Origin of the sequence: Amycolatopsis sp. FBCC-B4732, assembly GCF_023008405.1 — a bacterium.
Taxonomy (GTDB): Bacteria; Actinomycetota; Actinomycetes; order Mycobacteriales; family Pseudonocardiaceae; genus Amycolatopsis; species Amycolatopsis pretoriensis_A.
Map to the genome: position 1 here is coordinate 1,842,417 of NZ_CP095376.1, position 20,940 is coordinate 1,863,356.

26 protein-coding genes are annotated in these 20,940 nt (G+C 70.4%); 8 read left to right on the plus strand and 18 right to left on the minus strand.

The features are described 5' to 3' along the window. Nucleotides 1-102: 102 nt before the first annotated feature. Genes MUY14_RS07730 through MUY14_RS07740 form a run of 3 tightly spaced genes read left to right on the plus strand, consistent with a single transcriptional unit; the run spans nucleotide 103 to nucleotide 1,912 of the window. A complete protein-coding gene (locus tag MUY14_RS07730; RefSeq protein WP_247022076.1) occupies nucleotides 103-582 on the plus strand; it encodes a pyridoxamine 5'-phosphate oxidase family protein in 480 nt (159 codons plus the stop codon). A gap of 52 nt (nucleotides 583-634) precedes the next feature. Next, nucleotides 635-1,072, plus strand: coding sequence for an SRPBCC family protein (locus tag MUY14_RS07735; RefSeq protein ID WP_247022077.1), 438 nt, complete (start codon nucleotides 635-637; stop codon nucleotides 1,070-1,072). A gap of 6 nt (nucleotides 1,073-1,078) precedes the next feature. Further along, nucleotides 1,079-1,912, plus strand: a complete 834-nt coding sequence (locus tag MUY14_RS07740) for a DUF1295 domain-containing protein (RefSeq protein WP_247022078.1) — start codon at nucleotides 1,079-1,081, stop codon at nucleotides 1,910-1,912. Between the two features lie 5 nt (nucleotides 1,913-1,917). Here MUY14_RS07740 and MUY14_RS07745 read toward each other — a convergent pair whose 3' ends face one another. From MUY14_RS07745 to MUY14_RS07775, 7 genes are all read right to left on the minus strand, one after another. Further along, complete coding sequence (locus MUY14_RS07745; RefSeq protein ID WP_247022079.1) at nucleotides 1,918-2,901, minus strand: putative zinc-binding metallopeptidase; 984 nt, start codon at nucleotides 2,899-2,901, stop codon at nucleotides 1,918-1,920. Nucleotides 2,902-3,699: 798 nt separating this feature from the next. Next, nucleotides 3,700-4,257, minus strand: coding sequence for an alkaline shock response membrane anchor protein AmaP (locus MUY14_RS07750; protein ID WP_247022080.1), 558 nt, complete (start codon nucleotides 4,255-4,257; stop codon nucleotides 3,700-3,702). Continuing rightward, entirely contained in the window at nucleotides 4,254-4,781 is a 528-nt protein-coding gene (locus tag MUY14_RS07755; RefSeq protein WP_247022081.1) for a DUF6286 domain-containing protein, read from the minus strand. The genes MUY14_RS07750 and MUY14_RS07755 overlap by 4 nt, the downstream gene beginning before the upstream one ends. Continuing rightward, nucleotides 4,778-5,152: an Asp23/Gls24 family envelope stress response protein gene (locus MUY14_RS07760; RefSeq protein WP_247022082.1), complete on the minus strand. Its 375-nt coding sequence runs from the start codon at nucleotides 5,150-5,152 to the stop codon at nucleotides 4,778-4,780. Before MUY14_RS07760 ends, MUY14_RS07755 begins: the two co-directional genes overlap by 4 nt. A gap of 3 nt (nucleotides 5,153-5,155) precedes the next feature. Then, the gene (locus tag MUY14_RS07765) at nucleotides 5,156-5,332 is read right to left on the minus strand and encodes a hypothetical protein (protein WP_247022083.1); all 177 of its coding nucleotides are present in this window, start codon (nucleotides 5,330-5,332) and stop codon (nucleotides 5,156-5,158) included. 11 nt (nucleotides 5,333-5,343) lie between these two features. Next, nucleotides 5,344-5,619, minus strand: coding sequence for a hypothetical protein (locus MUY14_RS07770; RefSeq protein WP_247022084.1), 276 nt, complete (start codon nucleotides 5,617-5,619; stop codon nucleotides 5,344-5,346). Further along, on the minus strand, nucleotides 5,616-6,065 hold the full coding sequence (locus MUY14_RS07775; RefSeq protein WP_247022085.1) for an Asp23/Gls24 family envelope stress response protein: 450 nt from the start codon (nucleotides 6,063-6,065) through the stop codon (nucleotides 5,616-5,618). Before MUY14_RS07775 ends, MUY14_RS07770 begins: the two co-directional genes overlap by 4 nt. Before the next feature lie 182 nt (nucleotides 6,066-6,247). On the opposite strand from MUY14_RS07775, the gene MUY14_RS07780 reads away from it, so the two are divergent. Next, a complete protein-coding gene (locus tag MUY14_RS07780; protein WP_247022086.1) occupies nucleotides 6,248-6,457 on the plus strand; it encodes a CsbD family protein in 210 nt (69 codons plus the stop codon). A gap of 110 nt (nucleotides 6,458-6,567) precedes the next feature. On the opposite strand, the gene MUY14_RS07785 is transcribed toward MUY14_RS07780, so the two are convergent. The 5 genes from MUY14_RS07785 to MUY14_RS07805 form a co-directional block, all read right to left on the minus strand. Next, nucleotides 6,568-7,551 carry a YdcF family protein gene (locus MUY14_RS07785; RefSeq protein ID WP_247022087.1) on the minus strand — a complete coding sequence of 328 codons (984 nt, stop codon included), beginning with the start codon at nucleotides 7,549-7,551 and terminating at the stop codon, nucleotides 6,568-6,570. 190 nt (nucleotides 7,552-7,741) lie between these two features. Beyond that, the gene (locus MUY14_RS07790; protein WP_247022088.1) at nucleotides 7,742-8,512 is read right to left on the minus strand and encodes an SDR family NAD(P)-dependent oxidoreductase; all 771 of its coding nucleotides are present in this window, start codon (nucleotides 8,510-8,512) and stop codon (nucleotides 7,742-7,744) included. Between the two features lie 10 nt (nucleotides 8,513-8,522). Further along, the gene (locus MUY14_RS07795; protein WP_247022089.1) at nucleotides 8,523-9,437 is read right to left on the minus strand and encodes an NADP-dependent oxidoreductase; all 915 of its coding nucleotides are present in this window, start codon (nucleotides 9,435-9,437) and stop codon (nucleotides 8,523-8,525) included. A gap of 15 nt (nucleotides 9,438-9,452) precedes the next feature. Next, nucleotides 9,453-9,860: a PPOX class F420-dependent oxidoreductase gene (locus MUY14_RS07800; protein WP_247022090.1), complete on the minus strand. Its 408-nt coding sequence runs from the start codon at nucleotides 9,858-9,860 to the stop codon at nucleotides 9,453-9,455. 17 nt (nucleotides 9,861-9,877) lie between these two features. Then, the gene (locus MUY14_RS07805) at nucleotides 9,878-11,335 is read right to left on the minus strand and encodes a DHA2 family efflux MFS transporter permease subunit (RefSeq protein ID WP_247022091.1); all 1,458 of its coding nucleotides are present in this window, start codon (nucleotides 11,333-11,335) and stop codon (nucleotides 9,878-9,880) included. Nucleotides 11,336-11,426: 91 nt separating this feature from the next. On the opposite strand from MUY14_RS07805, the gene MUY14_RS07810 reads away from it, so the two are divergent. Beyond that, nucleotides 11,427-12,098 carry a TetR/AcrR family transcriptional regulator gene (locus tag MUY14_RS07810; RefSeq protein WP_247022092.1) on the plus strand — a complete coding sequence of 224 codons (672 nt, stop codon included), beginning with the start codon at nucleotides 11,427-11,429 and terminating at the stop codon, nucleotides 12,096-12,098. Nucleotides 12,099-12,384: 286 nt separating this feature from the next. On the opposite strand, the gene MUY14_RS07815 is transcribed toward MUY14_RS07810, so the two are convergent. Together MUY14_RS07815 and MUY14_RS07820 are read right to left on the minus strand one after the other, a co-directional pair. Beyond that, on the minus strand, nucleotides 12,385-13,440 hold the full coding sequence (locus tag MUY14_RS07815; protein ID WP_247022093.1) for an alpha/beta fold hydrolase: 1,056 nt from the start codon (nucleotides 13,438-13,440) through the stop codon (nucleotides 12,385-12,387). Nucleotides 13,441-13,451: 11 nt separating this feature from the next. Further along, nucleotides 13,452-14,711 (minus strand): triacylglycerol lipase, encoded by a 1,260-nt coding sequence (locus MUY14_RS07820; RefSeq protein ID WP_247022094.1) that lies wholly within the window; start codon nucleotides 14,709-14,711, stop codon nucleotides 13,452-13,454. Between the two features lie 673 nt (nucleotides 14,712-15,384). On the opposite strand from MUY14_RS07820, the gene MUY14_RS07825 reads away from it, so the two are divergent. Next, nucleotides 15,385-15,906, plus strand: a complete 522-nt coding sequence (locus MUY14_RS07825) for a LuxR C-terminal-related transcriptional regulator (protein ID WP_396126842.1) — start codon at nucleotides 15,385-15,387, stop codon at nucleotides 15,904-15,906. Between the two features lie 443 nt (nucleotides 15,907-16,349). On the opposite strand, the gene MUY14_RS07830 is transcribed toward MUY14_RS07825, so the two are convergent. The 4 genes from MUY14_RS07830 to MUY14_RS07845 form a co-directional block, all read right to left on the minus strand. Next, nucleotides 16,350-16,595: a hypothetical protein gene (locus tag MUY14_RS07830; RefSeq protein WP_247022096.1), complete on the minus strand. Its 246-nt coding sequence runs from the start codon at nucleotides 16,593-16,595 to the stop codon at nucleotides 16,350-16,352. A gap of 157 nt (nucleotides 16,596-16,752) precedes the next feature. Then, nucleotides 16,753-17,550: a GAF and ANTAR domain-containing protein gene (locus tag MUY14_RS07835; RefSeq protein WP_247022097.1), complete on the minus strand. Its 798-nt coding sequence runs from the start codon at nucleotides 17,548-17,550 to the stop codon at nucleotides 16,753-16,755. 661 nt (nucleotides 17,551-18,211) lie between these two features. Next, nucleotides 18,212-18,670 carry a VOC family protein gene (locus MUY14_RS07840; RefSeq protein ID WP_247022098.1) on the minus strand — a complete coding sequence of 153 codons (459 nt, stop codon included), beginning with the start codon at nucleotides 18,668-18,670 and terminating at the stop codon, nucleotides 18,212-18,214. Between the two features lie 47 nt (nucleotides 18,671-18,717). Further along, nucleotides 18,718-19,683 carry a ferritin-like domain-containing protein gene (locus MUY14_RS07845; protein ID WP_247022099.1) on the minus strand — a complete coding sequence of 322 codons (966 nt, stop codon included), beginning with the start codon at nucleotides 19,681-19,683 and terminating at the stop codon, nucleotides 18,718-18,720. A gap of 79 nt (nucleotides 19,684-19,762) precedes the next feature. Between MUY14_RS07845 and MUY14_RS07850 the strand changes: the two genes are divergently transcribed. Together MUY14_RS07850 and MUY14_RS07855 are read left to right on the plus strand one after the other, a co-directional pair. Then, nucleotides 19,763-19,975 (plus strand): hypothetical protein, encoded by a 213-nt coding sequence (locus tag MUY14_RS07850; protein ID WP_247022100.1) that lies wholly within the window; start codon nucleotides 19,763-19,765, stop codon nucleotides 19,973-19,975. A gap of 34 nt (nucleotides 19,976-20,009) precedes the next feature. Then, nucleotides 20,010-20,906, plus strand: coding sequence for a hypothetical protein (locus MUY14_RS07855; protein ID WP_247022101.1), 897 nt, complete (start codon nucleotides 20,010-20,012; stop codon nucleotides 20,904-20,906). Nucleotides 20,907-20,940 lie beyond the last annotated feature (34 nt).

Below are 20,940 nucleotides of genomic sequence, written 5' to 3' on the forward strand. Positions count from 1 at the left end.
CTCGTCCGGGGCACTTTCAACCGATTCACCCTCGTGGAGCTTCGCCGGCGACTTCGTGGGTACCCCGAGTGCACCAGTAACCGGATGAAAACGGAGGAGCTCGTGAGCGACGACGACCACCGCATCGTCACCGAGATCGCGCGGAAGGTCCGCACGGCGATGATCACCAGCCGCGGCGCGGACGGCAAGCTGACCAGCCGGCCGATGACGAGCCAGCAGGTGGACTTCGACGGCACCGCCTGGTTCTTCGTCAGCAGGACCGCCGACCTGGTCGCGGACATCGCCCGGGACGGCCAGGTCAACGTCGGCTACGCGGGCTCCGGCTCGTGGCTGTCGCTGAGCGGCACCGCGTCCGTGGTCGACGACCGGGCCCGCAAGAACGAGCTGTGGAACGAGTTCGTCCAGGCCTGGTTCCCGAACGGTCCGGACGACCCCGACGTCGTGTTGCTGAAGGTGGACGCGGACTCAGCGGAGTACTGGAACACACCCGGCGGCAAGCCCCGGGCCCTGTTCGAGATGGCGAAGGCCCGGGTGACGGGGCACCGGCCGGATCCGGGGGACAACGACACCGTGGACCTCTGACCCCGGCGGATCCCGGTTCGCAGGCCTGCCACGACTACCGAAAGAAGACGCTGTGACCACCGTTTCCCGTACGTTCACCGTCGGCCCCGCGCCCGACGTCGTCGTCCCGTACCTCGCCGACTTCGGCCACGCCGAGCAGTGGGATCCCGGCACCGAGCGGTGCACCCGCAACGACGACGGGCCCGTGCGGGTCGGGTCGTCGTGGCACAACACCTCGAAGATCGCGGGCATCAGCACGGAGCTGACCTACACGCTCGAGCAGCTCTCCGCCGACCGGATCGTGCTGGTGGGCCGCAACGACACCGCGACCTCGACCGAGACCATCGACGTCGTCCCCGACGGGAGCGGGTCGCGCCTGACCTACACGAACGACCTGGAGTTCAAGGGAGTCGCGAAACTCGCGGCGCCGCTGGGCAAGGTGGTGTTCGAGAAGCTCGGCAACGACACCGAGCGGCAGCTGACCGACGTGCTCAACGGCCTGGGCCGGTAGCCGCCGATGCGATCGCGACGGCGGATGACGCCGGACGTGCGCAACCTGCGCCGGGTGGCCGTGCTCTCGGCCGGGGTCGTGGCGGGTGCCCAGGCCGCCACCGCGGTGGCCGCGCTGCGTGCGGGCCGGCGTGATTACGCCGATGCGGTGTGGGGCCCCGGCTTGGCCGCGGTGGCCGTCACGAGCGCGCTGGCCGGGCGGGGCGACGCTCGTCGGCGGTGGGCGCTCGCGGCCGCGACGACCGCGTGGGCGGCCCGGCTCGAACGCCAGATGCTCGCCCGGATCCGCGGCAGCCGGGAAGAAGACCCGCGCTACACCGAGTTCCTGGACGGCGACTCGACGGCGGCCGTCGTCGGCAAGGTCTTCGTCACCCAAGGGCTGAGCCAGCTGCTGGTGTCCGTGCCGATCCAGCTGGCCGCGGCGAGCGCGCTGCCGCGCGGCCGGCGCAAGTGGCTCGCTCCGGCGGGGCTCGCGGTCATGGCCGGTGGTGCACTGGTCGAGGCGCTGGCGGACCGCCAGAAGGCGCGGTATTCCGAGCGTGGCGAGGACGAGCGGCCGGCCGTGCTCGACACCGGGCTCTGGGGCTGGTCGCGGCACCCGAACTACTTCGGCGACTCACTGGTGTGGGACGGGGCGTGGCTGGCCGCGACGGCGTCCCCCTTCGGCGGGTGGACGCTGCCCGCCCCGGCCTTGATGAGCTACCTGCTGATGTTCGCCACCGGAGCCAAGCGCACCGAACGGCGGATGCAGGACCGCCCGGGTTACCAGGACTACCGAAGCCGGGTCGCGTTCTTCTTCCCCCGGCCACCGCGGACCGCACCGACGGACGATGCACGGTGACGGTGTCACTCGGCCCGGCCGAGCTTGCGGTCGACGAACCGGAGTTTCGCCTGCACGGCCGGTGACAGCGCGAACGGGTAGAGGTCGTCCTTGCCCATGCTGCGGTTGAGCTGGTTGAGCGCCCGCGACAGCGGGACCCAGGTGGCCATCAGGGCGTCGACGTCACGCGGGTGGTCTTCGGGCTCCGCGTCGACCGGGCTGCCGGGATGCGGCGCGATCGGCGTGCCCGCCACGAGCACGCCCAGTGCGGCGGCGGTCTGGACCGTGTCGCGGATGTGGAGCAGGTGGGCGAACGTCTCCGCCCAGTCCTCCCACGGGTGCGCGGCCGCGTAGTGGCTGACGTGGGTGTCGGTCCAGCCGGTGCCGGGGTCGGTCGCGTAGTGCGTCGCCAAGGCTTCTTGGTAGTCGGCGCGCTCGTCACCGAAGACGCGCCGGAACTCGCCGGGGTCGCCGGCGACGAGCACGTCCCAGTACCAGTGGCCGACTTCGTGGCGGACGTGCCCGAGCATCGTCCGGTAGGGCTCGGCCAGCTTCGCGCGCAGCCCTTCCCGGAACCCGTCGTCGCCTTCGGCGAGGTCGATGGTGATCACGCCGCCGGCGTGTCCGGTGATCACCGGCTCTTCGGCGCTGGACAGCAGGTCGAACGCCAGTCCGTGCTCCGGGTCGTCGGTCCGTGGCGTGGTGGGCAGGCCGAGGTCGTCGAGCTGGTAGAGCAGCCGCCGCTTGGCGGCCTCGGCGACCCGGAAGGTGTCGTCGACGTCCACGTCGGCGGGGCGGGTGCGGGTCAGGGCGCAGCAACCGCACAGTGGGCCGTCGGCGGCGAGCCAGTTGCACCCGGCGAGTTCGGCGTTGGCGCAGCGCCGGTTCTCGTCGGCCCGCAGCATCGACGCGCTTTCGCGGTCGAAGCCGACATCGGTGCCGCACACCACGCAGGCCGAGTTCTCGAAGAACAGCAGGTTCGCGCATTCCGGGCAGGTGAAGGTGCGCACGGGTCCCCTTTCGTGATCGTCGCCGCCCGTACGCGGTTCCGGCGTTCGGGCGACGGTCCCGCACCGAACCGAACAGACGGTGATCCGGACGTTGACGGACGTTCCGGTTGTCGCGGACCTATGAGCTCATCAGGCACCCCTTGCGCGACCGCTGCGTGTCGTCCTCGGAGCCGCTCGAGGCAGTGGCGGTGGCTCGTCACCCCGCGGGGCGTTCGAAGATCTGATCGATCCCGTTCCGGGCGTCGTCACGGACGTGGCCGAAGCCGTGGCGTTCGAAGAGGCCGCGGATCCGGCTGCCGCGGTCGATCGCGAGCCGGAACGGTCGCCGGTCCGCCGTCCCCCGCGGGATCGGCGGCCAGGACCTCGCCGCCGATCCGGCGTCCGTGGACCACCGTGGACAGGGAGAAGTGCCCGATCCACCGAGCGTCCCGGCTCCGGGCGAGGACGAATCCGGCGAGGAACCTGCCGCGCGCCCAGTCACGGTCCCAGAGCCCGAGTCGTTCGAGGTCCCGCCGCATGGCCTCCGCCTTCAGGACGGCCGGCCATTCCGAGTCGTCCGCCGTCGCCGCCCGGAAGGTCCACCGCACCACGCCATCTTTTCACGGGTGCCCGGTGCCGGCGCGACGGTGTCGGTCCACCGGGCACGACCTCTCCGAGGTGCACCGCGGCGGAGAGCTCGACGACGCGTGGCCGGCGGTGACCGAATCGGTCGGCAACGCCTGCGAACACGGCGGCGGACCTCTGCACCTGGCGTTGTCAGTCAGTACGGCGCCGTGTACTCCGGCTAAGCGGGGGCCGTCAGGCGACGCGGGAGCCGGCTGCGGTGGTGAAGCGCAGTTCGACGCGGGTGGGCAGGTCGTCGAGGTCCAGGGCCTGGCACAGCCGCGGCACCCCCTCGTCGCGGATGCGGTCGCGGATCTCGGCCGGGTCGCCGTCCTGCTCGACCGAGACGACCACGAGCAGGTCCGGGTGGTCGCGGGAGCCGGTGAGGGACGCCGTCGCGGTGCGCACGCCCGAGTAACCGCGCACTTCTTCGGCGAACGGGGCGACGGCCGTGGTGGTGGCCAGGTCCGTGGTGCCGGTGTCGGTTTCGAAGTGCCAGGTGCGGTTGCCGGGTTTGCGGATCAGCTGGGCGGCCAGCCAGCGCAGCCCGGCCAGCGCGACGACGATCCCGGCGGCCGCGGCCACGTACCACGCCCAAGTCGGCGGCAGCTCGGTGCCTGGCACGATCGGCCGGTCCGCGCCGAGCGCCGGGAGCCAGTGGAAACGGATCGCGGCCGGGATCGCGCCGGCGGCGAGCAAGAGCAGCCCGAGGATGGCGAGCAGGGTGCGGTTGAGTCCGGCGGGACGGTTCACGACGTGCTCCTCACTGCGCGGAGACGGACCTTGACCTCGGGACGGCGGACCGGATCGATCCGGTCGAGCCGCTCCGCGACGGCGACGCGGACCGCGTCGGCGATCCCGTCGGGGCGGGTGCGGCGCGTCCGCACCCGGACGCGGACGCTGCGCCGTCGCACCTTCAGCCGCACTTTCTCCACGCCGTCGACCCGCGCCGCGGCGGCCCGGAGGGTGGAGCCGTAGCTGTGGCGCGAGGCGCCTGAGTCCAGGTCACCGCGCAGCGGCAGCACGGTGAGCTTGCCCGGTAGCACCGCCGCGAACACCAGGACCAGGCCGAGCAGCGCGACGGCCCCGCCGGTGATGACGACGGGCAGGTCGGCCCAATGCAGGTCGTGCAGCCGCCGTGCGGTGGCGCCGTAGTCCAGCCACGGGCGCTCGCCGAGGATCATCTGGACGGCGACGATCGCGGCGAGCGCGCCGGTCGCGGTCACGACCAGCGCGGTCAGCGCAGCCGGGGTGCTGCGGCGTGGGCGGCGTTTCACGACACCCTCCTCGAGGACGTGGCCGGCGGGTGCAGTGCGGTGACGGTGATGTCCACCCGTTCGACGTCGAGCCCAGTCAATGCGCTCACCCGCTCACGCAAGTGGGTCCGGGCCTGTTCGGTGGTGCGGGCGACCGACGCCGGGTAGGTGATCGACAGCCGCGTGGCCAGCCGCACCCGGTCGCCGTCGACCTCCGCGTCGACCTTGACCGAGCGCCCGGCGTCTTCGCCGCCTAGCGCGACCCCCAGCACCCGCCCGGCGGCGCCGCGGACGTCATCGAGCTCGCGGGCGGCGTGCGCGGCGATCCGTTCGACCGCGTGGCCGGCGATGACCAGGTCACCCCGCTCTTCGGCGGGCACGGTGGTGGTCATGGCTCAGCCTCGGTCCCGGCCGAACAGCTGGACGAGGTCGATCTTGCCGTCGAGGTGGCGGCCGATCAGGGAGCCGATCGCCCCGAGCACGAGCACGGCGAGGAACGCGCCGAACCCGCCGAAGGCGAGGGCGAAGCCGAGCACGAGGCCGGTCAGCAACCCGGTCCTGGTGGCATTCATGGGTACCTCCGTCAAGAAGTGGTGGGTGCGGCGATGTCGCCGATGAACACGCGCACGGGCCGGTCGAGCGGGCCGATCGCGGCCTGGACTGCGGTCGCCGCCGCGGCGGCGGTGACCGGGTAGGTGAGCACGACGCCGATGGTCACCTCGTCGTCGGTGACGCGGACCCCGGCGACTCGCCGGCCGGGCAGCAGCGTCGCGATTTCTCCGACCCGGCCGCCGTGCGGGCCCGCCACCTCGGGCAGGCCCGCCACGGCTGCGGCGATCGCGACCGCGTCGGGCGTCACTGCACCCGGCCGGTGTCGGTGCTCTGCTCGTCGGCGTCGTCGCCGGGGAGGTTGAGGTCGCCGACGGCGATGTTGACCTCGACGACCTCGAGGCCGGTCATCTGCTCGACGGCGGTGATCACGTTACGCCGCACCGAGCGTGAGAGGTCGGCGATGGACACGCCGTACTCCACGACGACCTGCAGGTCGACCGCGGCCTGCTTCTCGCCGACCTCGACCGAGACGCCCTGCCCCGCGGAGGCGGTCGCACCCGGGATGCGCTCCCGGATCGCGGAGAAGGCACGGGCGGCACCGCCACCGAGGGAGTGCACGCCGGACACCTCACGGGTGGCCAGACCGGCGATCTTCTGCACCACGGTGTCGGCGATCGTGGTCGAGCCTTGGCTGGTGACGAGGGCGCCGGTCGCCTCGGTGGTGGCGGGGGTCTTCGTGGTCGTCTCGGCCATGGTGTTCCTCCTTCGTCGGGTGAACTGTTGTGCCGGGAAGACCCGGGGTGGGCCGGAATCGTCACGGCCACGATCGAGTGAACACGGTCACGCGGCCGGGGAAGTGACGAATGGGTCGCCGGGGTGTCTTGATGGGCATGGCCGTCCACAAGGGACGGTGACGGCACCGGAGGAGCGAAGACATGTCGTTGGGCGACAAGATCGGGAACAAGGCCGAAGACTTCGGCGGCAAGGCCAAGGAGACGGCGGGCACGGTCACCGGCGACGACGAGCTGCGCGCCGAAGGCCAGGCCGACCAGGCCAAGGCCGGTGTGAAGGACGCGGTCGAGAACGTCAAGGACGCGGTCGGCGACGCGGTCGACAAGGTCAAGAACGTCCTGAAGAAGGACTGAGCCCGCCCGGGAGACCGGTGGCCGGCGCGGCAAGAGGGAGCGCGCCGGTCACCACCCGGGGACAGCGCCGGTTCGGCAGCGCATCGCGGATCGGGCTGGTCCGGTCCGGCTCAGGGGAGAGCGGCCAGGAAGCCGGTGAGCGCGAGCAGCCCCGTCACTCCGAAGTTGACCAGCCGGTGCTCCATGAGGATGGCGGTGAACTCCCGGATGGTGGCGCTGGGCCAGTAGTAGAGGGCGGTGGGGGCGCCGACGACCTGACCGTTCACCTTCGCCGTGCGGGCGAGGATCGCGGTGCGGAAGGCGTGGAAGTTGTTGGTGACGACCACGCACCGGTGCTCAGGCCGGTGTTGCCGCATGAGTTCGCGGCTGAAGGTGAGGTTTTGCGCGGTGGTCGCCGAGCGGTCTTCGCGGAGCACCTCGCCGTCGGGAACGCCGTGCGCGACGAGGTAGTCGGCCATGGCGTGGGATTCGGGCTGGTTTTCGTCCGTTCCCTGGCCGCCTGAGGTGATGACGATCGGCTTGCCACCCTGGTCCCGTTCGTTCCGGTAGAGGGCGATCGCTTTGTCGAGCCGGGAGGCCAGCAGCGGCGGGATTCTGCCGTTGATGATCCGGGAGCCGAGCACGACCACGAAGTCGACGCCGGAACGGACGCGGAGCCGGCCGTAGAGGAAGGCGTAACCCAGGTAGCAGCAGAACAGGAAGCTCACGTAGGCCACGGCGGCCAGCGCCGAAACGGCGACCGCGCCGATGGCCGGGTGCTGGGTGTACTCGGCGGCGATCAGCAGGACGACGAGGGCGAACAGGCCCAGGCCGGTGAGGAAGGAGAGGAGGTTGCCCAGTGACCTGCTCTCGCGCCGGATCATGGTCACACCGTTGGCGAGCAGGAAGACCGCCAGCACCAGGACCGTGATCAGCGGTATCAGGAGGACGAAGAACACGACGGTGCCGGCCACGTCGAGGGGAAGCCGGTCGATGTCGCCGAGCAGCGCGATGATGAGGCTGGCGACGGCCAGGCCGAGCAGGACCGCGTTGCGGAACCGACGGCGGTCTTGACGGATGCTCACCAGCGCCACGACGAGGAACAGCGCGGCCAAGGCGTAGAGAATGGCTATCGCCTCCGGGGTCTCGGTGTCGGATCGCCAGCAAGGATCTTCGGACTTCAGGGGCCGACGGGCAGGCTGTGTCACTCTTTGGTGCTTGTTGTTCACCTGCCCGGACGTCGCCGGGGAAATCGCCGCGGGGCAGCCGAGCCGAACGAGGTGTGCTGTGCCGGCCAGAGCGAGCTCACATCGTGACGACCGCGTTTTTGCCGCCGTCGACGGAAAGGGTCGCGCCCTGGATGTAGGACGCCTGCGGGGAAACCAGGAACCGGATGGCTTCGGCGACTTCTCCGGGTCGGGCGCCGCGGCCGGCCGGGAGCGTGGCGAGGTAACCGCCGAACATGTCGCGGATGTGCTCGTTGACGCGGGTGAGGACGTAGCCGGGCTCGACGGAGTTGACCCGCACCCCACGCGGGCCGTACTCGGCGGTCCACGACTTGGTCAGCATGCTCAGGGCGGCTTTCGCCGCTTGGAAGGCGCTGGTTCCCGAGGCGGCCATGGTGGTGCTGAGACTGCCGACGTTGACGATCGCGCCGCGGCCGCGTTCCGCCATGCCGGGAGCGAACGCCCCGGTCAGCAGGTAGGGCGCTTTGACGTTGAGGGCGAACGCCGTGTCGAACATGGCTTCGGTGGTGTCCTCGGTGGGCGCGAACCCACCGCCGCCGGCGTTGTTGACCAGGACGTCCACGGTGCCGCCCGCGGTCGCTTCCCGTGTTCCGGCGATGAGCCGCCGGACCTCGGCGGGGTCGGCGAAGTCGGCGATCAGGTGGACCGCGCGGCCGCCGGCGGCCTCGATGGTCTTGCGGGTTTCGGTGGCCCGGTCGGCGTCGCGGCCGCAGACGACGATCGCGTACCCGTCTTCGGCCAGCTTCAGTGCGGTCGCCCGCCCGATGCCGCTGGTCGAACCCGTGACGAGCGCCCAGGAGTTCGGTGGGGCGGATTCGGTGTCGCTCATGGGGTTTCCTTCAGTTGACGATGAGGACCAGGCGGCCGCGGACGTGGCCGGTTTCGGCGGCGTGGTGGGCTTCGGCGATGTCGGCCAGGGGGAAGGTCCGTTCGACCGGCAGCCAGAACTTGCCGGCTTCGATGAGTTCGCCGATGGTGGCGAGGGCGTGGAAGGCGTTGCCGTCGGCGAAGCCGTTGCTGAAGTGCACGCCGTGCGCTTCGGCGCCGGCGAAGTCTGCGACGGTGATGACGTTCTTCGCGTCGCCTCCGGCGAGGGCGATGAGCTCGGGCAGGACGCCGTTGCCGGCGACGTCGAGGGCGACGTCGACGCCGTCGGGAGCGAGCGCGCGGACGCGGTCGGTCATGCCGTCCCCGTAGACGACCGGTTCCGCGCCCAGGGTCTGCAGGAAGCCGGTGTTGCGGGCGCCGGCGGAGCCGATGACCCGGGCGCCGCGGGCGAGGGCGAGCTGGACGGTCGCGGTGCCGACGCCGCCGGAGGCGCCGTTGACGAACAGGGTGGTGCCGGCGGTGACGTGGAGCTGGTCGAGGCCGCGGGTGGCGGTTTCGAGAGCCGCGGGGATGCCGGCCGCGTCGACGAACCCGAGCGAGGGCGGGATCGGTGCCCGGTAGGTCAGCAGCGCGTATTCGGCGGTCGCGGCCTGGGTGTCGGAGATCCCGAAGACGCGGTCGCCGACGGCGAGGTCGGTGACGCCGTCGCCGATTTCGTCGACGATTCCGGCGACGTCGGCTCCGGTGGTTTGGGGGAGGGTGGCGCCGAAGCTGAGTTCGCCGCGGCGGATTTTGGTGTCGCTGGCGCTGATCCCGGCCGCGCGGACGGTGATCCGGACCTGGCCGGGGCCGGGGTGCGGGTCGGGGAGGTCGACGAGTTCGAGGACTTCGGGGCCGCCGTACTGTTTGAACTGCACTGCTTTCATGGTGGTGGGCTCCTGTCAGACGTTGCGGCTGTGGGGGGTTTGCTGGGTGTAGTCGACGTCCCAGTCTTCGACGCCGATGGCGATGATGCGTTTCGGGTGGACGCGGATCATCGCGTTGTCGTGGTGTCCGGGGGTTTCGACGTCGGTGAGCGCTTCGGCGTGGCCGCGGATTTCCAGGGAGCGGACTCGCCAGGGGTCGGTGCTGGGGACGTCGTCGATGACGAGGGCGATGCGGCCGTTGTCGGCGACGTTGCGGAAGCGGCGGCTCTTGCGGAGGTCGAGGCCCATCAGGTCGATGGTCTGCGTGTCGGGGTTGTAGGTGAAGCCGACCGGGCTGACCTGGAGGGTGCCGTCGGGCTGTGCGGTGGCCACCCGGCACAGGGGCTGGTCGTGCAGGTATTGGACTTCCTTATCGGTGAACATGGTTCTCCTCGGTCTGTTCAGTGGGTGAGCACGGGTTCAGGGGTGACCGGGAGCGGGCCACGGCGGAAGAGGCCGGCGGCGAGCAGGGCACCGGCGAAGAACAGCGCGGCGGCGATCCAGAACACGAAGTGGTAGCCGGCGAAGGTCGCCGCGGCGAGGGTGGCGGGGTCGCTCCCGGTCGCCGCGTGGGCGGTGAGGTAGCTCGTGGTGGCGGTCGCGCCGAGGGAGCTGAACACCGCGAGGCCGATCGAGCCGCCGACTTGCTGGGTGATGTTGGCCATCGCCGAGGCGACGCCGGTTTCGTGCGGCCGCACGCCGCTGGTGGCGGCGTTCTGGCCGGGTCCGAAGATCAGGCCGAGGCCGAGGCCGATGAGGAGCAGGGCCGGGAGCACCCCGCCGGGGTAGGTCGAGTCCGTGTCGATGCCGGTGAGCAGGACCATGCCGGCCGCGGCGAGGAGGCTGCCGATCGGGACGATCGGGCGGGGGCCGACGCGGGGGAGCAGCACGGCTCCGGAGACGACCGCGCCGGCCATGACGAGGACGACCATGGGCAGGAACGCCAGGCCGCTCTGCACCGGGGTGAACTTCAGGGTGTCGGCGAGGTAGTAGGTGACGAAGAGGAACACGGCGAAGCCGCCGGTGCCGGAGATCCCGATGGTCAGGTAGGAGGCGCCGCGGTCGCGGTCCAGGACCACCGACAGCGGCAGCAGCGGGTTGCGGACCTGGCGTTCGACCAGGACGAACGCACCGACGAGCAGCAGCCCGAACACGGTCGGACCGAGGGTCCACAGGTCGGTCCAGCCGCGGGTGGCGGCGTTGCCGAGGCCGTAGACGACACCGAACAGGCCGAGCAGCGCGAGGACGGTGCCGGCGAGGTCGAGCCGGGTGCGTTCCGGGCGGGCGTGGTCGACGAGGAAGAGCAGGGCGCCGGCGACGGCGATCGCGGCGATGACCACGTTGACGTAGAGGCACCAGCGCCAGGACAGGTGCTGGGTGAGGACGCCGCCCAGGAGCAGGCCGAGTGCGCCGCCGGCGCCGGAGATGGCGCCGAAGACGCCGAAGGCCCGGCCGCGTTCGTCGGCGTTGTCGGCGAAGGTCACCGACACCATCGACAGCGCGGCCGGGGCGAGCACGGCCGCGAACGCACCCTGCGCGATGCGGGCGATGAGCAGCAGGGTGAAGCCGTCCGCTGCGCCGCCGAGGGCGGAGGCGGCGGCGAAGCCCAGCATGCCGATGGTGAACAGCCTTTTGCGACCGAAGAGGTCGCAGAGCCGGCCGCCCAGCAACAGGAGGCTGCCGAAGGCGAGGGCGTAGCCGGTGACCACCCATTGCCGGTTGTCGTCGGAGAACGCCAGGTCGTGCTGCGCGGTCGGCAGGGCGATGTTGACGATCGTGGAGTCCAGGATCACGGTCAGCTGGGCCAGGCTCAGGACGACCAGCGCGAGCCACCGGTTCGGAACGGCTTCGGATTTCATGGGGACCTTCGATCGCTCACGGGCTTGACTTACCGATGTTATATTAACTTACCGATGATAAGTCAAGTGTCGACGGGTAAGGTGATCTGCCATGACCGACGACGTCCTCTGGCTGCGGGACGAGCCACCGCGACCGCCGAGGCGGAACACGCCGCTCACCCTGGAGCGGATCATCACCGCGTCGATCGCCGAACTCGACGCGGCGGGGGCGGAACGGCTGACGATGCGCAAGCTCGCCGAACGGCTCGAGGTGACTTCCACCGCGCTCTACTGGCACGTCGCGACCAAGGAAGACCTGCTCGACCTCGCGCTCGACCACGTCGTCGGCGAAGTACCGGTGCCCCCGCCCGGCTCGGAGCCCCGGCCCGGACTCCGGACGCTGCTCGTCGGCTGGCGCGCCGCGATGCTCGCCCATCCGTGGTCGCCCGCCCTGCTCGGCCGCCCGCTGCTCGGACCCAACGTGCTGGCGCGCACCGAGTTCATCCAGGCGAAGCTCGTCCAGGCCGGGCTGGCGGGGCTGGAACTCGCGGCCGCGACCCGCACGCTCGCCGGCTTCGTGCTCGGGGCGGCGATGGCGGACGCCACCTGGCGCCGGCTGGACGACCCGGCCGCGATCGCCAAGGTCCGCGCGCACATCCTCGATTCCGCCGAGCGCTACCCGACCCTCAGCTCGTCGGGGTTCGTCGATGCCGGGTGGCCGGACGACGAGCTGTTCGTCTTCGGCCTCGACCGGGTGCTCGACCGGCTTCTCGCCGGAACCTGAGCGCGACGGGCTCGCCGAACTCGCGAACCCGTAGCACATCTGCCCGGAGACAAGGCCGAATGCGGCGCGAGGTAGTCGGCGCAAGTGCGGCCGTGGTTCCTCGGCTTCCGCAAGCAGCCACGCCGGTGCAACCCGCCGACTGCCACCCGAACCGCCGCTTCGCCGTCAACTCCGTGGTCCGCCGTCGTGGCGCGAAAGCGGCCTGGCGACACCGCATACGAGCGGTGCAAGGCGGCGGAGAAGGTGAACTCCGTATCCCGCCAAGGCGGCAGATGGCGGTGACGGATCAGCCCTTGGCCAACCCCTCGAGCAGTGCCGCCGAGAACTCCTTCGGATTCTCGATGTGCGGGCTGTGCCCGGTGTCCGCGATGACCACTTCACGGTAGTCGCCGCCCGTCGCCGCGTAGCGGTCGAGGACGGCTCTGGTCTGGGTGACCATCGGCTGCGCGGGATGGGTGTCCCCGCCCGGCCAGCCGGGCACCGCGCCGAGCCGGCCGAGGTGGGCGAGGTCGAACAGGGAGGTGTCGGACACGATCTGGTCGTCGGCGCCCCGCATCCAGAGGATCGGAGGCTTGGGCTCGATCGCGTCGAGGTCGTCGAGGCGGAAGTTGCCGGGCGCCAGGGTGTTGAGCACGCCACGGGTGCCCGGCGCGACGCCCGGCCACGCGTCGGTCGCGGCGAAGTCGCCGGGGTAGTGGTCGTCGCCGACCCGGGTGGTGAGCATCGACTCGACGAAGTCGTCGAGGCGGGCGGGGCGGAACGGGGGTTTGACGTAGAAGGCCAGCAGCACCTGCCGCGGGGAGAACGGCGACTCGTCCGAGGTGTCGCCGTCCTTGAGCCGGGCGACGAAGTCGGGGTTGGCGCCCCCGCCGCCCGAGCCCGTGCCCGCCGCGTCGACCAGCTCGCCGTCCGCACCCTTGGTACCGCCGAAGCCGTAGGGCGAGACCGGGTTGACCAGCGTCACGGTGCGCGCGACCGCGGGGTGCTCGCGCAGCAGCTGCAGCACCACGCCGCCGCCCAGACTCCAGCCGGCCAGGTGCGCGGCGTCGATGCCCAGCGCGGCCAGCGTGGCGGCCACGTCGTCGGCGTAGTCGCGCACGCCCCGCGTCGCGTCCACCGGCAACGGGTCGGTGCCGCCGAAGCCGCGCAGGTCCACCGCGATCGGACGGTACCGCGGCGGCAGGTCGAGCATCGACTCCTGCCAGAAGGCGGCGGATGAGACGTTGCCGTGGACGAACACGACCGGCTCGCCGTGCTCCCGGCCGGCCACCTCCAGCACGTGCACGGTCAGCCGGTCGGTCGGCACCTTCGCCGAAGTGATTCCGTCGAGGAGTGTGGTCACTGCCGTTCCTTTCACGCCAGCCAGCTGGTCACCTGGGACATCGACGCCGATGCCCAGCCCAGCTGCAAGTGGTTCACCGATCCGACCAGCGCGGTCGCGGCGAGGTGGCCGATGCCGGTGCTGTCCAACGCGCTGGTCGTGAACACGATGCCGTCGCTCGGGCCGCGGTTCTCGTTGAACACGCCGACGATGCTCGGCGAGCCACCGGCCAGCAAGTACACCGAGACGCTGGCCGGGGTGCCGGCGGACTGGATGGTGGAGATCATCGAGCCGGCGTCGATCGCGGCCTGGATGCCCGTCCCGTCGGTGTAGAAACCCTGGCCGCCGTAGTAGGTCGTGTACCAGTCCTGTTGCGAGCCGTCCACGCCGAACGTGCTGTCGAAGCGGGCCAGCATCTGCCGCTGCCCGGGGTAAGTGTCCCAGCCGGCTGTGGGTGTGATCGACAGTTCCGGGTGGTAGGTGTACCTGCCGTAACACGTCATCCTGGTGTGCGGGCTCGGCGCGTTGATGTTGACGCCGCACTCCGGCCAGATCGACAGGTCGTGCGCGTAGCCGTGCGCGAACGGGTAGTCGAAGCCACCGTTCGGTCCGCCGAGGGTGATCAGCTTGCGCACGTCGCCGGCGTAGGCCCGTCCCCACGGGGGCTTCACCGAGGAGACATACATCCGGGTGGACAGCTCGCCCTTGCTCCAGCCGACCAGGTCGACCTGGCTCACGCCCAGCCGTGCCTTGATCAGCGCGATCGCGTCGCCGACCTGCTGTGCCTGCTGGCGGTTCTCGCCCTGCTTGTGCGCGAAGCCGATGGCGAACACCCGGTACCCGCGCGAGCTGAGGTACTGCATCAGCCCGGTCGACGGGCAGGTCGCCGAGCCGCATCCGAAGCCGCCGGATTCGTTCGGATTGGCCCATGCCCGGTCGGGGTTGTCGTTGGCACCGTGGACGAGCAGCACCGGCGTGGCCTTCGCACCGGTCGACCAGCCGGGTGCGGAGTAGAGCAGGAACCGCGACGAGGACGGCTGCGTCACGCCGCCGAAGAAGGTCAGCCGCTGCCCGTCCTGGTTGCCCCGTCCGTCCGGCGGGTACTGCTCGTCGGCGAATCCCGCCGTGGTGTCGCGGTACCGCTCCACCTTGTCCCACCCGTTGGCGACGGTGCCGAATGTCGCCTCCTTGGTCAGGTAGGCGGGATCAGCGGCGGCAACCGGCAAGGCCGGCGCGGCGACCTCCACACCGGCGACGATGGCCGCAGCGACCACCAGGCTGAGCAGGTGCACGACGGGCTCCTCACGACATCGGGAGAACTCCGCAACTATCGGCCACCGGACGAACCGGGGGCAATGTGCACCGCCCACGCCTCGCGTGCCTCGGACATGGTCGTGGGCGCCATGTCGAGGGGTGCGGTCACGGGTCGCCGAAGGTGCTCGATCCAGGGTGCCGTGGGTGAGGGCCACCGCCGCGTCGACGCACACGCAAAGCCCGCCCTGAACACGCAAACGTGGGAGATTTCCCGCAGGGAGGCAGCTCACTCGAGCTGCAGGACAGTGGCGAACTTCAGGATGGAGTTATAGATCAACTCGGTCCTCGGACACAAAAACCAGGAATATCTCCCGCATCGCAGAGTAACAGGCCCGCCACGGCGGGTCTTTCTGGCGTTCAGCCTCAGTCAGGCTCGGCGACGCTGATCTTGACCGTGCCCTCCTCGCGCGACCGTTGTCGGGGAGGTGCGTCATGACCGGCATCGCGCCGCTCGCGCTCCCGCCTCGCACCGGCGGCCCTGAACCCGCTCCTGTACGAACCGGAGCCCTCGTCCCGCTGCCGATACCGGCGCTGCCGGACCTGGCCACCGACGGGCAGCGGCGATTCTCCACCGCGCTATTGGACGCCTCCGGCCGGATCCAGGACCGCGGCATCGTCACCGCCCTGGACTGGAAACCCGGTGACCGTCTGCTGATCACCCAGCTCAGCTCGTCCGCTGTAATCTGCCGCCGCAGCGACGGCGTCTTTCGGATGATGGACATTCGGATGCCCGGCGTGGACGGGCTGCGGGCTACGGAGCTACTGGCCGGCCCGGGCGTCCCGGAGCCACTGCACGCCGTGATGGTCACGACGTTCGGGCTGGACGAGAACGTGCACGCGGCGCTGCGGGCCGGCGCCTGCGGGTTCCTGCTCAAGGACGCGGGGCCGAACCTGCTCGTCGAAGCCGTGCACGCGGCCGCGAACGGCGAGGCGATGGTCTCCTCCGCGATCACCGCGCGGCTGCTGGAGCACTTCGCGCGCCGCGGTCCCGGACGGGCCGGCACCCCGGAAAACCCGCTCACGCCCCGGGAATCCGATGTCGTGCAAGCTGTGGCGCGCGGTCAGACCAACGAGGAGATCTGCCGCTCACTCGTGGTGTCGATGCCCACGGTCAAGACCCACATCGGCGCGGTCATCGCCATCTGGGCCTGGGAAAGCGGGCTGGTCCGCTGAGCGCGGGACGCGCACGACGAGCGTGCGCGCCACGATGTCGCCGAACCGCTGCCGCCGCTTGCTCACCAGCATCACCACGATCCCGGCCAGCCCCCAGGCAAATCCGTCGACCAGCATCAGCAGCTCGCGCGCGGCGAAGGCGCCCAGCGACGGGGTGCCCGCCGTCGACGGTGACGACCCGCAGGCGCAGCCAGCGCATCGCCGGCGTCTGCCCGCCGTGGCGGTACGGCCACCACGCGCCGACGAACCACAGGCCGGCGAAGTCGAGCGCCTCGTCCGGCAGGAACTGCGCGAGGCAGCGCCCGACGACGCCCAGCCCCGGCCGGGAACCGGTCGTGGAGCCCATGATCTCGGTCCCGCCGGCGTCGGGGCGGCTCCACTCGTCTACATTCTCCCGTTCCGCACAATTCGAGGGTTCTCAAGAGACATCAGCAGGCTATCTCTTACCCGCGCCCGTTCCAGGTAGCCGTGGGAGAGGCGGATGTCGAGCGTTGCAGCGCCGTCGGCGACGTGTGCGGTGACCTGGACCGGGCCGCCGGATCTTCAGTACCGAGGCTGAGGCCGAGGAGCCGGCCGGACGCACCGCCGATGTCGTCGACCGCCAGCACCTCGCTGGCGGTCAGGCATTGCGCCGCCTGCTCGACGATGATCAGCATGCCGCGATCCCGGGCGGCCAACGTGGTCGTCACGGCGCTCACTTCGGTTGCACGGAAGGATTGTCGGGGAACCGGCGTCGATGGTTTCTTCCGCACAGGACAGACGCCGGCTCGGAAGATCGTCGCGACCAGCTCCAGTGAATCAGGCCACCTTCAGGCGGCGAGGGTCTCTTTACGCTGGGTGCGATGGTCAGGGGGTCGGCAGGTCGACCTCGGTGTGACGCGTTGCCAAGGTCGAAGCCACTTCGGCCAGCTTGACGTTGAGGTCTTGGGAGGTGCGCCGGAGCACGTCGAAGGCTTCGCCGGCTGAGACGCCGCGTCGGGCCATGATGATGCCCTTGGCCTGGCCGATCACGTCTCGGCTTTCGATCGCCTTGCGTAGGTTGGCGGCCTGCAGCTCGGCTCTCGTCACAGCGTCGGTGGTGGCCAGGGCGAGCGATGCGTGCGTGGCCAGCAGGAGCAGGACGTCCCGGTCGGCCTCATTCAGCCCGCCTGCGGACCGCGAGAAGACGTTGAGCGCTCCGATGGACCGGCCGGCCGGGGGACCGGGGATCAGCGCGGTGGCCAGGACCGACCGGACACCGAGGCTCAGCGCCGCGGGCGCCCACTGCGGCCAGCGTCGCTCGTCGGCCAGATCGGGGGAAACAGCCATTGCGGGACCGCCCGGGAGGGCTGCTTCGACGCATGGTCCCTCGCGGAAGCGGTACTGCAGCACATCGAGGTCTGTGGCGGTGTCTTCGGTCTCGGCGGGGGTGTGGAAGCCGCCGTCGTCGTCGAGAAGGGTGAAACTGGCCAGGTCGGCGGCCGGGACCATCACGGTGGTGACATCGAGTATGCGCTGAAGCACGTCTTCGACCGAGGGCGCGGCGAGCAGCGTGGCGGTCAGCTGTGCGAACTGTTCGGCCAGCGCTCCTGGACCGGGCTCGGTCTGGTCGGTGCCTGATGTGAACGCTTTTCGGTCGAGTTGCCAATCCTGCTCACGGGTCATGCCGTTCTCCCTGATGTCCGCGGAGGACGGCTGCTTGCTCAACCATCGCAACGACCAACTTAGCCCCCGGCGTCGCTGCTTCAAGAGTGGGTTTTGATCCGCGCAGGCGGGTAGGGTGTCTCAGGTCTGGTGGTCTCGTACGAGTTCGGGCAGACCTAGACCCCGTTGGCTCTAAAACCAGGGCCAACGGGGTCGCCGAAGTCGGCAGTTCGATGCGGCTTCGGCGGGGTTGGGCAAGCCACGCGCCGACCTGCTCGCCGTTGACCTTCGACGTGACGCCGGTCGACGACGCAGGGTAGCGAGACACCGGGACGTCCTGTGTCCCGCTTCGCCGGGTCAGCCGAGGTCGAGCAGACCGTCGTAGCAGCCGTCGTCGTGGTGGCCGCCGGTGACGGGCACGCGGTGGGGGGTGACCGGGTTCGTGGCCGGCGACCGGGTGCGGCGGGCAGGTCCGCGACGCGCGTATCAGTCCTGTGGGTGACGAACCGGCGGTTCGAGCGATGCCGGGCATCGCCGGTTCGGTCACGCAAACATCGTCATACCGCCGAAGAAAAGCTCCAGCAGCGCCCCGATTCCGAAGCCGTGTGCGTCATCATGGTGACCTACCCGTCGGATCACCCCAGTCTCACACGGTTCACGCCCGGTGACCCTTGCCGCACGGTTACCGCGTTTCGGGAGCCTGCAGTTCCTCGGCGAGCATCACGATGATGCCGCTGGGACCGCGGACGTAGGTGAGCTTGTAGGTACCTTCGTAGGTGGCCACGCCGCGAAGCGGGTGGCATCCGTGTTTCGCTGCCGTCTCGAGGGCTTTGTCGATGTCGTCGACCGAGAAGGCGACGCGGTGCATGCCGATCTCGTGGGGAAGCGTGGGATCCGACTCGATCGCTTCGGGGTGGATGTACTCGAAGAGCTCGAGGCGGCCGGCGCCGTCGGGCGTCTGGAGCATCGCGATGCGGGCGTGGTTGCCATCGAGGCCGACGGCTGTGTCGGTCCACTCGCCACTGACGGTGTCGCGGCCGACGACCGTGAGACCGAGGTCTGTGAAGAAGGAGATCGCTGCTTCGAGGTCGCGGACGGTGATGCCGACGTTTTCGAGTTTTCTGATGGCCATTTGCCGCATGCTACCGAGGCCGGACCGCCCCGACGGCGGTCCGGCACCCGCTTCGATCAGTTGGCGGCGCTGGTGTTCACTTCGCCGTTGACGCCCTTGGGGAAGAAGCCGCCGGACTTGGCGGCCTTGTTCGTCAGGTACACGATGTTGAGCACCTGACCCGGCGAGCGGCTGTAGGCGATACCGTTCGCGTCCGTCGGGACGATGTTCGCGTTGCCGTGGCTGTCGATGACGCCCTGGTCGTCGTCGGTGGGGCCGTCGAGGCTGTCGCGGGCGTTGGACAGCTTGACGGTCGCCTTGGCGTCGCCGCGCTGGTAGAGCGCGCTGCGGATGTTGGCCGCGTGGTACGCCTCCACCGCCAGGATGCCCGCCGCGGCTTCGAGGTAGGTCTTGTTGGTGATCAGCGGTGCGGCCCCCTTGTAGGCCGTGACGCCGACATCCTCGAACAGGAACGCCGCGAGCAGGAAGTTCTCCTCGCACGAGAACGCGTCGAAGCTCTGGCCCGGCTTGACCAGCCCGGCGGCCTGCGCGGCGGCGGTGAAGCTGGACTGCAGGTCGATCGCCGGCCGGCTGACCGCGGCCGAGCCGAGCGCGGTGCGCAGGAACTGGACGTGGGCCTTCTCGTCGCTCGCGATCTCCTGCGCGTACTGGCGGGCGGCGCGGGTCTGGAACCGGACGGCGCGGCCGCCGGTGACGCCGCCGCGGGTGCCCGTGCCGGTCGTCATCGAGTCGGCGAGACCCTTGCCGGTGGTGGCGTGCAGGTAGAACTCGGCTTCGAGGTACTCGAGGTTGAGGGCGAAGTTGAGGACGGCGCCGTCACTGACCTCAGCGGACGCGGCGGCCGCCGCTGCGGTGGGCCTGGTGTTCGCGGCGGATGCGGTCCCGGTGGCGAGGCCGCCGAGCGCACTCGCGCCGACGACCCCGAGGCCGGTCATGCCGGCCGCTTTGAGGAAACGGCGGCGGTCCTGGTCGTTCTCCGCGCTCCGGTTGATCATCGAAGCGGCATAGCGTTTGCCAAACACGGACGAACTCCTCCCCACCCGCGCGAACGGCGGGCGTCACCCGGCGTCGAGCGTTCCGGCGCTGGGGGATGGATCCTTCGTGGACAGTTCGCTTTCGAGGCTGGGTGCGCTGCGGATGGGTGGTGGCCTCGAGTGGGTGACCGCGGGCACGACTTGGGCGATTCGTGCTGTTCGCCGACGAAAAATACGATGGTTTACCCGCTACTCAGCGGTAGAAACCCGTGTGGCCGGAAATAAAAAACTTGGATTTGCACCCAATCCGGTGAAGGTCGTCGCCCCGAAATACGACTGACAGTGAAGTCCACACTCGAAGGGGGGTGAGATGGATGGATACTTCCCTGACGGATGACGCACCGACGGGGCAGCCGCTCTTGCTGCGGATGCTCGTGGTCGCCGGCGCGTTGTTCGGGTTCACCCTGCTGGCCTTGGCCGTGTCGGGGACCGCGGACGCTTCCGAGGGTTCGCCCCTGGATCGGCCCGGGTTGCTCGACCACGTCGGGAGCACGGCTCACAGTGTGCTCAAGCCGGTCGAACCGGTGCTGACGTCGGTTACGAAGCCGGTGCACGCGGTGACGTCGCAGGTGGCTCAGGTCGCGAAGCCGGTGACGAACGGGCTCGAGCCTGTTCTCGCGCCGGTTACGCGTCCGGTGCTGCGCGCGGCGGAGCCGCTCCTGTCGGCCCTGCGTCCGGTCACCGAGCCGGTGGTGCACGCGGTGTCCCCGGTGACCTCGCCGGTGCTGCACGCCACGGCACCGCTGACCGCGCCGGTGGCTCGGTCGATCGGGGCCGAGGACGTGGTTCCGGTGGTGACCGGGCGCCAGGACGGCGACTGGCCGGCAAAGCCCACGCCGCGTGAAGACGTCGTGTCTTCGCCGAGCGTGGCCGCGCCTGCCGGGAGCAGTACTCCGGTCACGGTCACCTCGGCCGATCCGTGGCGTTCTCGTTTCGTGCACGCTGCTGTCCGGTCGGCTGCCGAACAGCCCGGTTCGCGGATCGGTGTTGCCGATCCGGTGCCCCTGTCGGGCGGTGGCGGGCTGCCCGCCGACGTCTCCGGTGCGAGCGGGGCGATGTCGGCGAGTCCGGGTGGCCAGCACGGTGGCGAGTACGCCGTGACCACGGCCGGGAGCGCTGTTCCCGGTACCGATCGCACGTGGCGGGCACCACCCGCCGGGGCGTGGTCGTTGCACTGGCTGGAGTACTACGGCAACGACCACCCGAGCTGACGGGCCCTTCCACCTCAAAATCCACAATGGACAG

What these genes read in the sequence shown, in the direction of transcription:
- MUY14_RS07795 (WP_247022089.1), bottom strand. Translation starts at nt 9,437, where the DNA reads ATGAAAGCAGTGCAGTTCAAACAGTACGGCGGCCCCGAAGTCCTCGAA.
- MUY14_RS07740 (WP_247022078.1), top strand. Translation starts at nt 1,079, where the DNA reads ATGCGATCGCGACGGCGGATGACGCCGGACGTGCGCAACCTGCGCCGG.
- MUY14_RS07805 (WP_247022091.1), bottom strand. Translation starts at nt 11,335, where the DNA reads ATGAAATCCGAAGCCGTTCCGAACCGGTGGCTCGCGCTGGTCGTCCTG.
- MUY14_RS07840 (WP_247022098.1), bottom strand. Translation starts at nt 18,670, where the DNA reads ATGCGGCAAATGGCCATCAGAAAACTCGAAAACGTCGGCATCACCGTC.
- MUY14_RS07810 (WP_247022092.1), top strand. Translation starts at nt 11,427, where the DNA reads ATGACCGACGACGTCCTCTGGCTGCGGGACGAGCCACCGCGACCGCCG.
- MUY14_RS07790 (WP_247022088.1), bottom strand. Translation starts at nt 8,512, where the DNA reads ATGAGCGACACCGAATCCGCCCCACCGAACTCCTGGGCGCTCGTCACG.
- MUY14_RS07760 (WP_247022082.1), bottom strand. Translation starts at nt 5,152, where the DNA reads ATGACCACCACCGTGCCCGCCGAAGAGCGGGGTGACCTGGTCATCGCC.
- MUY14_RS07800 (WP_247022090.1), bottom strand. Translation starts at nt 9,860, where the DNA reads ATGTTCACCGATAAGGAAGTCCAATACCTGCACGACCAGCCCCTGTGC.
- MUY14_RS07855 (WP_247022101.1), top strand. Translation starts at nt 20,010, where the DNA reads ATGGATACTTCCCTGACGGATGACGCACCGACGGGGCAGCCGCTCTTG.
- MUY14_RS07765 (WP_247022083.1), bottom strand. Translation starts at nt 5,332, where the DNA reads ATGAATGCCACCAGGACCGGGTTGCTGACCGGCCTCGTGCTCGGCTTC.
- MUY14_RS07780 (WP_247022086.1), top strand. Translation starts at nt 6,248, where the DNA reads ATGTCGTTGGGCGACAAGATCGGGAACAAGGCCGAAGACTTCGGCGGC.
- MUY14_RS07835 (WP_247022097.1), bottom strand. Translation starts at nt 17,550, where the DNA reads ATGACCCGTGAGCAGGATTGGCAACTCGACCGAAAAGCGTTCACATCA.
- MUY14_RS07775 (WP_247022085.1), bottom strand. Translation starts at nt 6,065, where the DNA reads ATGGCCGAGACGACCACGAAGACCCCCGCCACCACCGAGGCGACCGGC.